Genomic DNA, 14,946 nt, shown 5'->3' on the forward strand with positions numbered 1-14,946 from the left:
AAGACCGAGCGCAACTACGCCGCCGTCGTCACTCTCGCCGCCATCGTCCTATGGATGCGGTAACTGTCCACACAACCTAGGCCTTCGAGTGCGGCTCGTTGGGCCGCGAGGTCCTGCCGGTCGGTCGAGTAGCGGGCGTAGCCGATCAGGATCGTCGTCATGGCAGGAAGTGTACGTTTAGCCCCCTGCCATTGAAAGGATCAGCGTACGAGTCTTGTGAGACGACGGCCTCCCTCGGGCGGGAGGGTCCCGGGTGTCCGTTGGACGACCGTCTACCGGACACACCGGGAATGACCGGGTTGGGTGGTTTCTTGCCGATCCGCTTTCGGGAAGCAAGGCGAAGGAAGCGGACATTCGCTTAGCAACGCCAACTGGCTACTTCGCGCCCCATACGGCCATTCAGCCGTCCTTGCCCCGATCCCGTAGCAGACCTCACGAATTCTCGTTTTCGTTGTCGCTTGAGATCGGTATTTCGAAGGCGCGCTCTTCCTCCGATGGCGAGATACCTAGGATATATGCGGAAAGGGCCAGTCGTCCGGCTTACCCTTCAGGTGTCATCAGACGCTTTTTCGGCAATGCGTCTTAGGCATTTCTGATGACGAGCTTGAGCGAGCCGGCGATGAACACGGATACGAGGAGGATCGCCGCCATCCCGAGCATCCCGGCATTGTAGGACCCCGTCGCATCCTTGAGATATCCCACGAGATAGGGGCCCACGAAGCCACCGAAGGCGCCTACGGCGTTGATGAAGGCCAGACCGCCAGCCGCGGCTGCTCCCGTGAGGAAGCTTTGCGGGATCGTGTAGAAGACCGTCCGCGCCGAGATCGTGCCGATCAGCGCCAGCGTCAGGCAGATCAGCGCAGGGATCATCGCGTCGAACAGGGTCGAGGCGGCGAGGCCGATGGTGCCGAGGATCAGCGCCGCGACCAGGTTGTAGATCTTCTTACCGGTCCGGTCGACGTACTGCGCCCAAACCACCATGCCCACCGTGGCGAACAGGTACGGGATCGCGGCGACCCAGCCAACCGCGATGTTCGACAGGCCATGGCCTTTCAGGATCTGCGGCAGCCAGATGCCGATGCCGTAGGAGCCGATCGTGAAGGCGAACGTGATGGTGGTGAGCAGGACCACGCGTACGTCCTTCATCGCCGCCCAGAGGTCCTTCTTCGGCTTCTCGTGCTTTTCGTTGGCCAACTCGTTCATGAGGGCGGCGCGCTCGTCGTCGTCGAGCCAGGTCGCGTCCTTCGGCGTGTCGGCGAGCTTCCACAGGCAGGCGAAGCCAAGGAGGCATGCGGGCAGGCCCTCGATCAGGAACATCCACTGCCAGCCGCCCAGGCCGAGGAAGCCGTCCATGCTCAGGAGCGAGGCCGAGATCGGGCTTCCGAGCAGCGACGAGAGCGGGGTGGAGGCCATGAACAGCGCCAGCACGCGGGTGCGGTAGCGGGCCGGGAACCAGATCGAGATGTACCAGATCACCCCGGGAAAGAAGCCGGCCTCGAACACGCCGAGCATGAATCGGATGACGTAGAAGCTCATGGGACCAACCGCGAAGGCGGTGGCCGCCGCGGCGAGGCCCCAGGTGATCATGATGCGCGCGAGCCAGCGCCGCGCACCGAAGCGATACATCAGGACGTTGCTGGGGACTTCCAGCAGGCAGTAGCTGAAGAACAGGATGCCGGCGCCCCAGCCGAACTGTGCGGCGGTGAGGCCGATGGCCTGGTTCATCTGCAGGGCGGCGAAGCCGACGCTGGTCCGGTCGAGGTAGTTGAACAGGTAGGCGAGGCCGAGGATCGGGACGAGGCGCCGCGTATTCTTGGCGACCGCGCTCTCCAACAGGCGTGCGTGGGCATCCGGCTCGACGCCGGGGGCCGTCGCGACAGCGACGCTCATCTGATCCTCCCTTTGTAAGCCTTGCTCTCGGACTTGGCGCCCGGATGCATTACCGTCCGCCCGAATGCCGGCTGAGCATGCGCCGGGCGTGTCCGATCTCTGTCAGGAGGTCTTCGTCCGGTCCAATCGCTAATGTTCAGCAAAAGATAACCGGGAGGAATTGATGGACCTCAGGGACCTCGCGTTCTTCGAAGTCATCGCCGACACCGGACATCTCGGGCGCGCGGCGGATCGGCTCGGACGCACGCAGCCGGCGCTGACGAAATGCATCCAGCGCCTGGAGGCCTCGGTCGGGGCGGAGCTGTTCGCCCGCTCCGGCCGCGGCCTCGTGCTGACGCAGGTCGGCGACGTGCTCCTGAGCCGGGCGCGGCTGATGCGGACGGCGATGGACGAGGCGATCCGCGAGGTCGGCGAGTTCGCGGCCGGTACCGCCGGGCACGTCCGGATCGGCACCGGCGCCACCATGGCCGAGTACCTGCTCCCGCATATCTGCCGCCAGCTCATCGCCGCAGCGCCGGGCGTCACGGTGGACCTCCAGATCGGCATGAGCGGCGTGCTGCGCATGGCGCTTCGCGAGAGCCGCCTCGACCTCTTGATCGGGCCCGTCCTGCCGAGCGACGCCGCCGAGTTCAGCCAAGAGGCCCTCGGCGCCGACGAGGTCGTTGTCGTGGCGGCCAGGGGACACCCGCTCTGCGGCCGCACCCTTCGGATCGAGGAACTGAGCGCCTGGAACTGGGTGCTGCCCGCCCGTACGGTCGCGATGCGCCAGTGGCTCGACACGGTGTTCCAGGCCCACGGCGTGGCCGGGCCCCACGTCCAGATCGAGACCAACTCGATCACCATGCTTCCCCGGCTGATCGGCGAGACCGAGCTCCTGAGCTTCACCTCGACCCGCAACCTGCTGCCGGAGCGCCTGGGCAATTGGGTCGAGCGGCTCGACATCGACGCGACGACCCTGCGGCGCCCGCTCGGCTGCATCCATCGGCGGGACAGCTACCTCTCGCCGGCCGCCTCCCGGGTGGTCACGTTGCTGCGCGAGCAGGGGACCGCCCTGCTGGCCGAGGGTGGTCCGGAACCCGCCGGTACAGTGCCTGAGAACGCCCCTCAGGAATTGATGGCGACGGCGTAGATCCGCGCGGCGGTCCCGGAGAACAGGGCGGCGACCTCTTCCTCGCCGGCGTGCATCGTCAGGCGCTTGAACGCATTCCAGACGGTCCCGTAGCCGTACGAGCCCTTGTCGACCGGGAAGTTGCTCTCGAACATGCAGCGGGCCGGTCCGAAGGCGTCGATGCAGGTCTCGATGTAGGGCCGCCACGTCCGAGCGAGGTCCTTGGAAGACGGCGGCGCCGCGCCGGTCTCGAAGCCGAACCCGTTGATCCGCATGCCGAGGCCGCCGAGCTTCACGACGACGTTGGGGCATTCCGCGAGCCCGCGGATCGCCCTGGCCCAGTGGTCGAAGACCTCGTCCCGCCGGCCGGCGTAGGCGCCGACGCCGAGCACGCCGCCGCAATGGTTGAGGACGATCGTCGTGGCCGGGAAGGCGCGGGCGAGATCGGTCAGCTCGTCGATCTGCGGGTGGAACAGCCACGCATCGTAGCTCAGGTCGCGGGGCGCGAGGCAGGCGAAGCCTGCGCGGAACGCCCCATCCGCCAGGAGGCCGGGCGGCCCGGCGCTCAGGGGGTTCATCAGGCTCGCGTCGGCGTCCCAGGTGGTGAGGTGGCGAACGCCCCGGAAGCGGTCGCCACCGGCGCGGATATGGTCCTCAAGCACGTCCGCGACAGCCGCGCCGGCCCGGAGGTCCACGTGGCCGATGATGCCGGCGCAGACCCGGGTCGGGCCGTAGAGCCCGCTCGCTGCCATCGCGGCGACGCCGTTGGCGAACTCCGTCTCTCCGATGACCCGGAACGCTGCCGGGCCGTCGGCGCGGTACATCGCCTGGGCCTGCATGTAGACCGTGGCGTGAACCGCGTGGCCGCTCTCCCGGATGTCGGCGAGGTACTCCTCGAACAGGTAGCGCCAGCCCGGACGGTCCCATAGGTGATGGTGGGCATCGATGATCGGCAGTTCGGCACGCAGGGGCTCCTCGCGCCCCGCGGCAAGCCAGTCCGGCCGGAGGGGCAGATAGTTGGGGCCGCTCAAGGTGTCGCCTCCCCGGAGGTCGAACCCGGGAAGTCGCGCGGGGCCGGCCCGGTATAGGTGTAGGGGATGCCGCGCGGCATCGGCCCCTTGATGCGGCCGCCCTGCTGCGTCTGCTCCCAGGCATGCGCCAGGATGCCGACCGACCGGGACAGGATGAACAGGCCGCGGCCGAGCGGCGGCGCGAAGCCGAGTTCGGCGTAGATCACGGCCGTCGCGCCGTCGATGTTCATCGGGATGCCACGGCCCTTGCGGCGTCCGAGGGACGCCTCGACGCCGCGGCCGATATCCGCGAAGCGTCCGTTCACCACACCCTGCTTCCGCGCCTCGTCGACGAGGGCGAGCAGGCGGGGCGCACGGGGATCGACCGGGTGGAAGCGATGGCCGAACCCCGGGATGATCTTGCCATGTGCGGCGATGAAGGCGTCGAGCCCGGCCTCGACCGCGGCGTCGAGAGCCTGGCCCTCGTCCATCCGCCGGGCGATGTCGGCGTAGAGTTCCATGCACTGTTCGCCCGCGCCCCCGTGGACGTCGTCGAGGACGTTGATGGCCGAGGCCATCGCACCGTTGAGGGGTAGGCCGCAGGTCACCGACATCCGGCCGATGGCTATCGACGGTGCCTGAGGCCCGTGGTCAACCGCCGAGACCAGCGCCGCCTCCATGAGCGCGCCCTCCGCCGCCGTCGGCATGCTGCCGCGGAGCATCAGCCAGATCATCTGCGGGAAGCTGACCGAGCCGATCAACTGCTCGACGGGAAAGCCCGCGAAGCGGATGCTGCCGGGTTTCATGTCGATGATCGCGGTCGACCACCATGCCTTGGCGGTGTCGAGGATCGCCGCCGGGTCCTTGTCGCTCATGGATCGCAGTCCTTGGTTCGAATCCGGACGATGGATCAGCTGCTGGAGCTCTCGGCGCGGGCCTTCAGCTCCGGCAGCTTGGCCGAAGGTGGCACCGACGGGCGGTTGGCCGCGGCAACCGTGCCGTGCGCCTTGAAGGTGGCAATCCGCTCGGCCCCGTACCCGAGCTCCGCCAGCCACCGGTCGGTGTCCTGGCCGAGCTGCGGCGGAGGCGTCGGGACCGGATAGTCCTCGTCGAGGAGGAAGCCCGGCCGGGTGACGCGCATCGGCTGGTCCCCGGTCACGGTGGCGTCGAGGGTCTCGACGAACTGGCGGCCGGTGACCTGCTCCTCCGCCAGGATCTCCGGCACGGTGAGGACGCTGCCGGCGGGGACGCCGTTCGCGTTAAACAGCTCCTCCCACTCCTTGGCGGTGCGCGCCTGGAGGGCGTCGTTCAGTTCGTCCGAGAGCGCCGCGCGGTTGACCTTACGGGATTGACGGTCGGTGAAGCGCGGATCGGATTTGAGGTCCGGCCGGCCGACGAGGTCGCACAGGGTCTCGTACTGCTTCTGCTCGTTGGCGGCGATGTTCAGGGGGCCGCCGCCGGTCCTGAACGTGCCCGAGGGCGCCGCGGTGAAGTTTTCGTTGCCCATCGGCTGGGGCTCGACGTTGCCGTTCAGGTGATTGGACACGACCCAGCCCATGGCGGCGAGCGTCGCCTCCAGCAGCGAGACGTCGATCCGCCGGCCGCGGCCTGTGGTGCGCTGCTCGACCAGCGCCGAGGAGATGGCAAAGGCCGCCGTGATGCCGGCGATCGTGTCGGAGATCGGGAAGCCGGTCCGCAGGGGTGCCGTGGCGGCGTCGCCCGTCACGCTCATGGCGCCGGACAGGCCCTGGACGATCTGGTCGTAGGCCGGGCGTCCGACCCAGGGGCCGTTCTGTCCGAAGCCCGAGATGGCGCAGTAGACGAGGCGCGGGTTGCGCTGCGCGAGCACGTCGTAGCCGAGGCCGAGCCGCTCCATCACCTTCGGCCGGAAATTCTCCAAGACGACGTCCGCCTGCTCGACGAGGCGCAGGAAGATCTCCTTGCCGTCCGCGGCCTTGAAGTCGATGGCGACCGATTGCTTGCCGGCGTTCACGGCCACGAAGGACAGGCCCAACAGGCGCTCGGCCATCTTCGGATCGGCGCCGAGCCGACGGGCGAGGTCACCGCCCTTGGGGTTCTCGATCTTGATCACCTCGGCGCCCATCCGAGCAAGGTGGTAGCCGCAGAAGGGGCCGGCGAGCACGTTTGAGAGATCAAGTACGCGAATGCCCTGCAGGGGGAGCGTCATCGTAAATTTCCTTCCCGAGTTCACAGTTCAGTCAGAACGGAATTCAGTAGAGGCCAAGCCACCGCCAGTAGGTCGCGGCGCAGAAGGCGTAGACGAGGCAGGCCAGGGCGCAGATCGCGATGCCGACCTTCGGGAAGTCCCCGACGGACAGGCGGCCGGTGCCGTAGACGATGATGCTGGGCAGGGTGTTGTAGAACATCAGCAGCGGGTAACCGCCGATGATCATGCCCGCGGGCAGCGCCAGGGCGACGGGGCTGATATTGGCCGTGTCCGCCATCGCCAGCACGATGGGCAGAAGGGCGGTCGCCATCGCGGTCGTGCCGACGAAGATGATGTGCAGGTACTGCACGATCAGCATCACCACGACGATGACCACGAGGGCCGAGGCGCCGGCGAGCCCAAGGCCATGGAAGATGGCGTTGGCGAGCCAGCCGGCGGCGCCGGTCTTGAGCAGGATGTCGCCGAGCGAGATGCCGCCCCCGGCCACGAGGAGCACCTGCCAGGACACGCCCTTGTTGGCGTCGGCCCAGGTCATCACGCCAAATTTGGGCAGGAAGAGCGGGACGACTCCGGCGAGGCAGACGACTGTGGTGTCGAGCCCCGTCAGCCCCTGCGTCGCCCAGAGGCCGGTGATCACACCGAAGACGAGGAGGGTGCGCCATTCCACCGACGACATGCGGCCGAGCTTCGTCAGATTCGTGCGGATCGTCCTGTCGATCTCGACGGTCCTGTCGACGACCTCGGGCGGGAAAACGCGCTGGATCATGGCCCAGGCGGCGAAGGTCATCACCAGCGCGGGCGGGAAGCCGTAGAGCAGCCACTCGGCGTAGGTGATGGTGTGGCCACTCGCCTTGGCGACGAACTCGACCGTCACCGGATTGGGCACCGTGGCGGTGAGGATGCCGGCGCCGATGGTGGCGTTGGTCATCGTCAGGGTCAGGAGGAGGTTCACCGCGAACGGGGAGCGTCCCGCCGTCCTGTAGAGCGCCAGAATGCTCAGGCATTCCGGCAGCAAGATCGCGGTGCGGGCGGTGGAGGACGGGACGAGGAAGGCGAGCGCGATGTTGACGAGCGTCACGCCGAGCGTGATCCGGGTCGGTGCCGAGCCGATGCGAAGGAGGATGAGGTAGGTGATACGTTCGGCCAGGCGTGTCTTGACCATCGCGGTGGCCAGCACGAAGGCGCCGACGATGAGGTAGGCGGAGGGCGCCGAGAAGCCTTCGAGTGCGCCCTTGACCGTGGTGATCCCCGACAACGATGCGGCCGGTACGACGATCAGGCTCGCGACCGCGAGGGGCACGGCCTCCGTGAGGTAGAGGACGAAGATGCAGCCGAACAGGGCGAGCGCCTTGTGGCCGAGAAGCGTGAGACCCGTCGGGGTGGGTGCCAGCCAGATCGCCGCGGCCACCAACCCGGCGACGGCCACCCCCGCGAGTTTGAGGGAGGCGTGATCATCCTGCGCCGGTGTTGCGCCGACTGTCGCCGGCGGCGCGCTTTGCGCATCGACGCCCATCGAAACCTCCCTGCTTCCGCTGCAGGCCACCCCCGTTGAGGGAGCGGTCCGATCCCCGCGGACCTGTTGCGGTCTTGTCGGCGGTCGGTCGGCGCAGGGGAAAAGCGAGGCTGCGTGCGACTGACGTTAGGATGCCAGTGCTTGTGTCAGGACGGCCGAAGAGGGTCCAATCGCTAATTTTCAGGGATCGATAAACGGGAGGAATGATCCCAAAGCAGCCCAAGCCGCTCTGAATACGGAGCATCCACGCTGGTCGAGGACGTTCTGGGTTCCTCTTACCAAGCTGCCGAGAGCGAGTGGTCCGCGGGTGCGTGCCATCGTTCCGGTAGCAAAACTACCGCTGCCGACCAGTCGCCGCCATCCACGGCAATGGATCTTGAGGTCCGCTTTCAGGCCGCTGTTGCACGAGCCTTTGCGACCGGGTTGAGTCGTGAGCGGAAATGTCCGTTCGCCGATCGTCAATCGGACACGATGGGACGACTGGACCAGCGACGCGCCGTGTGCGGCCGAGCTACAAGGGATCGAGGAAGACCGGATTGGCTATCGGTCCACGGTTCGCTGTCTGGGTCCCGAACTCGATCTCGACGCCGCCGCCGGAGTGACCGAACAGCGGGACCCCAGCACCGACGCGGATGGGCTGGTTCGGGACTGGTCTCGGTCCGCCGCGGCACGATGCGCATGTGGCCGCGCTGGTCCTCGTGTCCGGCGGCCATTCGGCGATGCCAAGCCATGCGGGCGGCGAGCCGCGCCGCGTGCCTCGGCGTGGCTCTGACGTCGAGGCGTCGGCTCACCGAGGCCTCGACGGTGATGACGCCCTCGATCGCGCCCAGGCCGGAGACATGGCAGAGGACGCGCGTGCCGGGAGAAGGTGCGGCATCGAGCACGATCTCGAGGCGGTCGGCCTCGTCGCAGCGGACCCGGCAATCCCGTTCGGTGCCGTCCGGCAGCAGGACGCGTCCGGGAAGATCGATCGGGCCGACGTCCGGCATCCTATCGGGTCCCGTGGCATGCATGACCGGTCAGGGTTTCGCGCATCGCCGATTCGGACGGTTCGTCGGAGCATGCCCCGAGCGCGAGGCGGAGGCCCGCGGCGAGGGCGGTGGTGAGGCGTCCTCGACCGAGAAGACCGAGGCCGCCGCGGCGCCGCTGTAGTCGTGCGTGCCGTCGGCGGCCGCGCCCGTGCCGCCGCCCAGGAGCGACTTTCCGTTGGCGGCCGCCACGACGGCGCCGGTCGCCGTCGATCCGATGGCGGTGTTCTGGACGGCGAGCGCCTGCTGCGCCGTGCTCTTGGCCGAGTCGACGAGCTTCTGGACGTTGGTGATGCCCTGGTTGGCGGCCTGGATGGTCTGGATGCCGTTCGAGATGCCGTCAAGCAGGCCGCTCAGGTCGGACGAGCGCGACGAGAGGCTCTGGGCGGTGAAGAAGTTCACCGGGCTGTCGAGGGCGGAGTTGACCTTCTTGCCGGTGGAGAGGCGGGTCTGGGTGGCGGAGAGCAGGGACGCGGTGTCCTGCAGCGAGAGCAGGTTCTGGCGCGTCGCGGCTGACAGCGTGATGGCGGAGGACATGGGCGGGTCTTTCGGCGGTCGCGGGGATCGCGATGACCTGCGAATTCTGCGGGCGGAGCCGTTGTGTGGTGGGTGACGCTTTCCGTCCGCTCAGGCGTATCCGGGTACGTTCCTCGCCATCCCGGGGACGTTTCCCGCCAGGGGCGTCGCCCTCCCGGATCTACAGCTCGCGAAGCCATGCCAGGGGCGGGGTTTTCCTCGCACCTCGGTCAGGCTGGAGATGGCTTCCGCGGACGTCCGCGGGCCAGAGGCCGTACTTCCGGTGGAAGGCGCGGCTGAACACGCGGGGGTCGGCGAAGCCGCACGCGTGGGCGAGCCGGGCGAGCTTCGGCGGCCGCCCGCCCGTCGTCCGGGTAAGATGCCGCGAGGCGTGGGCGAGCCGGCGGTCACGGATGAAGCTGGACACCCCTTCCTGGGGGAACAAGCGGTAGAGGGACCTGTCCGAAAGCCCGAACCGGCTCGCCAGCATCGGGATGTCGACGGTCGCGAGGTTGTTCTCGATGAAGCGCCGCACCGCCAAGCCGGGGCCATCGGTCGGAGGCGTATACCCGTCGCGTCCGGGTGTGGCCGCGAGAAGGGCGCGACACAGGGAAACCGTCGCCGGCACGAGTGGGATGGCCGGGATCGCCATCGCGAGGCAGGCGGCGAGGTTGCGAAGATGGTCGCCCACCAGCCGGGTCAGGGGATGCCCATCCGCCGCCAGGATCCGCCCGTGCCGGACCGGGATGCCGTCCTCTCCGGCCGTCACGATCCGGCGTGGCAGGACGATGTCGACGCCCGCCGCCGGCCCCGTCTCGATCCTGACGGGGTGCGCGAGGTCGAGGACCAGGATGTCGCCAGGGCCGGCCTCGCCCACCCGCTCTCCGGCCGTGACGCGCGCCCGGCCGCAGGTGTGGGTGCGCAGGACAACATGGTCGAGGCCCTGCGCGGCGACGAGCCGGGCCGTGCGTTCGGTCGTCTGCGCCGGCATGTCGAAGGCGACGAGCACGGCCTCGCCGAGGTGGTGGTAGCGGTGGAAGGCGCCGAGGGGCACCGTCGTCGCGGGATCGAGACGTACCTCCGCCAGCGGCGCGTGGCTGGCGACCCAGGCGCGCCCGCGACGCCCACTCGGCCGCGGCCGCCATGAACCTCACGCGCTCCGCCGTGGTGAGGTACTTGCGCAGCCCCCCTCGGGTGTGGAGCGAGAGGGTCGGGAACGACGCCGTTCGGGCCATCGCGGTCTGTCCTGAAGGGCGCCAGCGGCCGGGCGGCCGTCGTGGCGATGCGAAACGATCTTCCCGATTCTGTTTCGCGAGGGCGCAAGGAAGAAACGCACCCTGCGGGCGGGAGCGGCGCACGCGAGTTCCCGCGCGGGCCGATGGCCCTGCGTCGAGGCGGTTATGACAGTGGGTTGAGGGGCTTAAACAGAATTGGGAATTCCGTTCCATGGAGCGGTATCAAACGAATCAGTGCCCGACTAGTGGTCGGAATCCGACGGTTGGTTCCAAGGCCACGGGTCCGCTTTCGATCCGACTACGTCGAAGCTGTGGGTCTCAGCGGTTCCCACAAGCGGACGTTCGCTGATCGAGCGGCTTCAAAGGGCTGGACGACCTGCCCTGTCTCGGGGCTCGCGCGGCCCCCTTTGAGGTTGAGCTAGCTGCCTATGATGCGCTTGCGTCGTTGCGAGGTGGCGACCTTGCGTAGCTGGCGCGAAAGCTCCTCAACCGAATACGGCTTGTGAAGAAGCTCGAAGCCATAGGTGCCGTTCTGCGCCAGGACGTGGCTGTAGCCTGAGGCCAGCAGTACAGGCAGGTCGTGATGCCGACGGCGGATCTCATGGGCAAGGTCGATCCCGTTCATGCCCGGCATCACCACGTCGGTGAAGACCACGTCGAAGCGTTCGGCATCCCTGGCCAACTCGGCCAGCGCATCCTCGGCATTCGACGTCCAGACGGTGACGTAGCCGAGTTCGGCCAAGGTCTGTGTCGCGAACGTTCCGACATCCACGTTGTCCTCGACCACCAGCACGCGGGTGCCGTGTCCATCGACGAGGGGCTCGGGCTCCGCCTCGCGCGCAGGGGCGGCGGCCTCGACCCTCGGCAGGTACAGGACGAACATCGTCCCCTGGCCGAGTGTGCTCTGGACCCGGATCTCGCCTCCGGATTGCTTCGCGAAGCCGAAGACCTGGCTCAGACCAAGGCCAGTTCCCTGCCCGACGCCCTTGGTCGTGAAGAACGGCTCGAAGATGTGTTCGATCTGCTCGGGGGCGATGCCTGCCCCGGTGTCCTCGATGCACACCGCGACGAAGTCCCCCGATAAGGCGGGATGGCTGCGGATCGTCGGGATGGTCGAGACCGGGTGCACCGTGATGGTGAGGGTGCCCTCGCCGTTCATGGCGTCCCTGGCATTGACGGCCATGTTCACCAAAGCCGTGTCGAACTGGCTGGGGTCGGCGTTGATGAAGCAGGGCTCGGCCGGGATGTCCGTAACGATCCTGACGCGCGATCCGCTCAGCGTACCGACCATGTCACTGATGGTGGCGACGCTCCGGCCGGCATCGAAGACCTCCGGCTTGAGTGCCTGCCGCCGTGCGAAGGCGAGCAACTGACCAGTGAGCTTGGCGGCGCGGGCGACGGTGTCGGAGATCGCTCCGACGTAGCGCTGGCGCCGCTCCTCCGGCAGGCCCGGACGCATGAGCAAGTCGGTGGACGACTTGATGACCGTCAGCAGATTGTTGAAGTCATGCGCAACGCCGCCGGTGAGCTGGCCGACCGCTTCCATCTTCTGCGCCTGGCGCAGGGCATCCTGGGCGGAGGCAAGCTCCGCCTCCCGGGCCTTGACGACGGTCAGGTCACGACCGACGGCGACGAAATGGGCGCCATCGGCCTCGGGCACGACCATCCACTCGATGGGCTTCCACCCCCCGTCCTTGGCGGCGATGCGGTTCTCGAAGCGGGACGGCTGCCTCGTCTCCCCCATCCGGGCGAGGCCAGCCAGCGTCGGCTCCATGTCGTCCGGGTGCATGAAGGTCCCGTACGGTCGCGACAGGAGCTCGGCCTCGGACCAGCCCAGGACCCGTGTCCAGGCAGGACTGACCGCCGACATCATCCCTTCATAGTTGGCCCTGGCCAACATATCCTCGGACAACGTCCAGAGCCGGTCGCGCTCGGCCGTGCGCTCGAAGACCTGCTGCTCCAGGGTCGTGTTCAGAACCTGGAGCTCTTCCTCCATGCGCTTGCGCTCTGAGATGTCGCTGAAGAGCACGGCGACCCGGCGCGCAGCTGGATCACCGACGCGCAGGGCACGCACGTCGAACCAGCGTCCGAACTCGTCGGCCTTGTTCTCAAGATGGGCAGGTTCGCCCGTCAGTGCGACGCGCCCATAGGTGTCGAACCAGTGTCGTTCGAGGTTGGGTGCGAAGTCGCTGACCCAGCGGCCGACCACGTTGGCACCGGTCTGCCGCTCAAAAGCCGGGTTGGCTTCGAGGACGCGGTAATCGATGGCTCGGTCCGCATCGTCGAACGTCACCTCGATGATGCAGAACCCGACGTCGATGCTCTCGAACAGGGTGCGGTAACGGCTCTCGCTCTCGGCCAGGGCGGCCTGCGAACGGATCTGGTCCGAGACCTCATAGCCACCGGCGAAGATGCCGGTGATGGCCCCGTCCGCGCCGCGAATGGGCTGGTAGAGGAAGTCGAGGTACCGGTCGCTCTCCTCGCCCGCGAACCGGATCGGAACGACACGGGCCGTGAACGGCTCGCCCGTCGAGTACACTTGGTCGAGAAGCTCGTAGAACCCTTGACCGGCCAGTTCCGGAAACACCTCGCGGACGTTGCGCCCGACGTAGGCGCGTCGACCCGCAACCCTGACGTAGGCATCGTTGACGTACTCGAAGATGTGGCTCGGTTCGCGCAGCACCGCGACGAAGCCGGGCATCTGCTGGAGCAGGGCCTGCTGACGCCGGCGTTCGGAAGCGGCTTGGCGCTCGGCGAGCACCTGGCGGGTCGTCTCGGTGCAGGCGCAGAACAGGCCGATGATCGCGCCATCGTCTCCAGGCACTGGGGTATAGGAGAAGGCGAAGTGCGTCTCCTCAGGGTAGCCGTTGCGATGAAGAGTGAGCTGCAGGTCGTCCATGTGCACGGGCTCGCCCGCAAACACGCGATCCATGAGGCCTCCCACCTCACATCGGACCTCGTGCCATGTCTCGAAGAATGGGCGGCCGAGGGCCGCGGGGTGGCGCTCTCCCAGCATGGGCGCATAGGCGTCGTTGTAGACCAGGGCGCGTTCCGCCCCCCAGGCGATGAACATCGGCTGGCGTGAGTTCAGCATCACCCCCACGAGGGTCAGGAGCGATTGAGGCCAGTGCTCCTGCGGCCCAAGCGATGTGCCCGACCAATCGTAGGCACGCATGCACGCGCCCATGTGGCCGCCGTCCGCGAAGGCCGATGTCTTCGGAGTCATGGACTTAGGTCTGTCCCGAGCTCTGCGGCGGCTTCGGAGAGGCAATCCGAACGGTGATTTCGCTCTCGTCTTTCGAACGTAGCACCCGGATAGCCGTGCGGACGAGGTCGCTGGTGGAGGCGTACTCCCCATTGGCCACCCGGCCGTCGACCCAGGCAGCAAGCGTTTCCGTGAGGGCTATGTGGCGGGAGTGTTTGGCGGGCATATCCGCCGTCTAACACACCCGACGCTTGGGGTGTTTCCTTCCGAGCCACCGGGGAGCGAACACAGATCTGAAGCCCACGCCGAGAAGCCGGAACCGGCGCCTTATATGCTCGGCTCTGCCCTACCAACATGCTTCGAAACGGTATCACCAGCGTCACGTTTTATCTGACGCGGGCCGAACGACGGTGTCCATCCACCCAAACCGGACGGTTCAGTCACATTCCGAATTCTGACATTGCCGAAATTTACGATCCGGGCACACACGCACGCTACGCCCGTCATCGATGGGGGCGGAATGATCGAACGACTTCTGGCGCACCTCCGGTACGCCGTGATCCTCCGGGAGTGCGCGGCGCAGGGGCGGCAGCCTGCCGAACGCCGGCTTTTCGAGACCCTCGCCTCTCTGCACGAAGCGCAGGCGCACAAGGCGATGCGGCAGGTGCGGCAGGCCCGCTCGCGCAAGCCGGGCACCGCGCACGTCCCGGATCGGGGACATGCCGGAAGCGGCCCCGCCCCGGGCGTCGCCGACGATCGGGCCCGTGCCGCGCCGCTCGGCCGCTCGCGGTCTGCTATGTCAGGGGCAGGCCCCAGATATCGGTGAGGCCCCACAACGCCCAGGCGCGCTCGCGCTCGTAGGCGGTCTCGGCATCGATCCGCTCGGCCGCCGCGCGGACCCGTTCGAGCGCGGCGAAGTGGCGATCCGCCGTCGGATCGAGGCGCGTCAGGCTTCGCCGGAGGATGGCCCGGCGCCCTGCGGGAAGCGCGCGCAGACGTCCGAGCGCAGCGCCCGGACGGCGTGGGTCACGTCGCCCACCGCCACCGTCAGCTCGGCCAGCGCCTCCACCAGGTCGTCGAACCCCGAGCCCTCTTCCGTATCGAATCAGAACGCGCCTGCGATCGCTAACCCCCCGACTCAATGCGAAAGAGAACCGCTCTAAGTCTCTGTTTGGTCGCATTTTCTTCACGCGAGCCTGTATCCACCTCGCTGGAAAATGCTCTAGTCCAAAATCTCCGACGATCCGGTGCCC

12 protein-coding genes and 1 pseudogene are annotated in these 14,946 nt (G+C 67.7%); 1 reads left to right on the forward strand and 12 read right to left on the reverse strand.

Features of this window, described 5'->3' with window-relative positions; all coding sequences use genetic code 11:
* Positions 1–14: 14 nt before the first annotated feature.
* Together ACFE86_RS16010 and ACFE86_RS16015 are read right to left on the reverse strand one after the other, a co-directional pair.
* The gene (locus ACFE86_RS16010) at positions 15–161 is read right to left on the reverse strand and encodes a recombinase family protein (protein ID WP_375456322.1); all 147 of its coding nucleotides are present in this window, start codon (positions 159–161) and stop codon (positions 15–17) included.
* A gap of 421 nt (positions 162–582) precedes the next feature.
* Positions 583–1,890 (reverse strand): MFS transporter, encoded by a 1,308-nt coding sequence (locus ACFE86_RS16015; RefSeq protein WP_375456323.1) that lies wholly within the window; start codon positions 1,888–1,890, stop codon positions 583–585.
* Between the two features lie 163 nt (positions 1,891–2,053).
* Between ACFE86_RS16015 and ACFE86_RS16020 the strand changes: the two genes are divergently transcribed.
* A complete protein-coding gene (locus tag ACFE86_RS16020; RefSeq protein WP_375456324.1) occupies positions 2,054–3,019 on the forward strand; it encodes a LysR family transcriptional regulator in 966 nt (321 codons plus the stop codon).
* On the opposite strand, the gene ACFE86_RS16025 is transcribed toward ACFE86_RS16020, so the two are convergent.
* From ACFE86_RS16025 to ACFE86_RS16070, 10 genes and pseudogenes are all read right to left on the reverse strand, one after another.
* Positions 2,995–4,029 (reverse strand): amidohydrolase family protein, encoded by a 1,035-nt coding sequence (locus ACFE86_RS16025; protein WP_375456325.1) that lies wholly within the window; start codon positions 4,027–4,029, stop codon positions 2,995–2,997. The two genes, ACFE86_RS16020 and ACFE86_RS16025, sit on opposite strands and share 25 nt — an antisense overlap.
* Entirely contained in the window at positions 4,026–4,883 is an 858-nt protein-coding gene (locus ACFE86_RS16030) for a citryl-CoA lyase (protein WP_375456326.1), read from the reverse strand. Before ACFE86_RS16030 ends, ACFE86_RS16025 begins: the two co-directional genes overlap by 4 nt.
* 35 nt (positions 4,884–4,918) lie before the next feature.
* A complete protein-coding gene (locus tag ACFE86_RS16035) occupies positions 4,919–6,196 on the reverse strand; it encodes a CaiB/BaiF CoA transferase family protein (protein WP_375456327.1) in 1,278 nt (425 codons plus the stop codon).
* A gap of 43 nt (positions 6,197–6,239) precedes the next feature.
* Positions 6,240–7,709, reverse strand: coding sequence for an SLC13 family permease (locus ACFE86_RS16040; RefSeq protein ID WP_375456328.1), 1,470 nt, complete (start codon positions 7,707–7,709; stop codon positions 6,240–6,242).
* A gap of 458 nt (positions 7,710–8,167) precedes the next feature.
* Positions 8,168–8,698, reverse strand: coding sequence for a hypothetical protein (locus ACFE86_RS16045; RefSeq protein ID WP_375456329.1), 531 nt, complete (start codon positions 8,696–8,698; stop codon positions 8,168–8,170).
* 266 nt (positions 8,699–8,964) lie between these two features.
* Positions 8,965–9,274, reverse strand: a pseudogene (locus ACFE86_RS16050) (flagellar protein); the annotation flags it as partial.
* Between the two features lie 160 nt (positions 9,275–9,434).
* A complete protein-coding gene (locus ACFE86_RS16055) occupies positions 9,435–10,340 on the reverse strand; it encodes a helix-turn-helix domain-containing protein (RefSeq protein WP_375456333.1) in 906 nt (301 codons plus the stop codon).
* Between the two features lie 566 nt (positions 10,341–10,906).
* Complete coding sequence (locus ACFE86_RS16060; RefSeq protein WP_375456330.1) at positions 10,907–13,714, reverse strand: PAS domain-containing protein; 2,808 nt, start codon at positions 13,712–13,714, stop codon at positions 10,907–10,909.
* A gap of 4 nt (positions 13,715–13,718) precedes the next feature.
* Positions 13,719–13,919, reverse strand: a complete 201-nt coding sequence (locus ACFE86_RS16065; RefSeq protein WP_375456331.1) for a type II toxin-antitoxin system ParD family antitoxin — start codon at positions 13,917–13,919, stop codon at positions 13,719–13,721.
* 720 nt (positions 13,920–14,639) lie between these two features.
* Positions 14,640–14,762 (reverse strand): hypothetical protein, encoded by a 123-nt coding sequence (locus tag ACFE86_RS16070; RefSeq protein WP_375456332.1) that lies wholly within the window; start codon positions 14,760–14,762, stop codon positions 14,640–14,642.
* Between the last annotated feature and the right edge of the window lie 184 nt (positions 14,763–14,946).

It is taken from the genome of uncultured Methylobacterium sp., assembly GCF_964244095.1.
Taxonomy (GTDB): Bacteria; Pseudomonadota; Alphaproteobacteria; order Rhizobiales; family Beijerinckiaceae; genus Methylobacterium.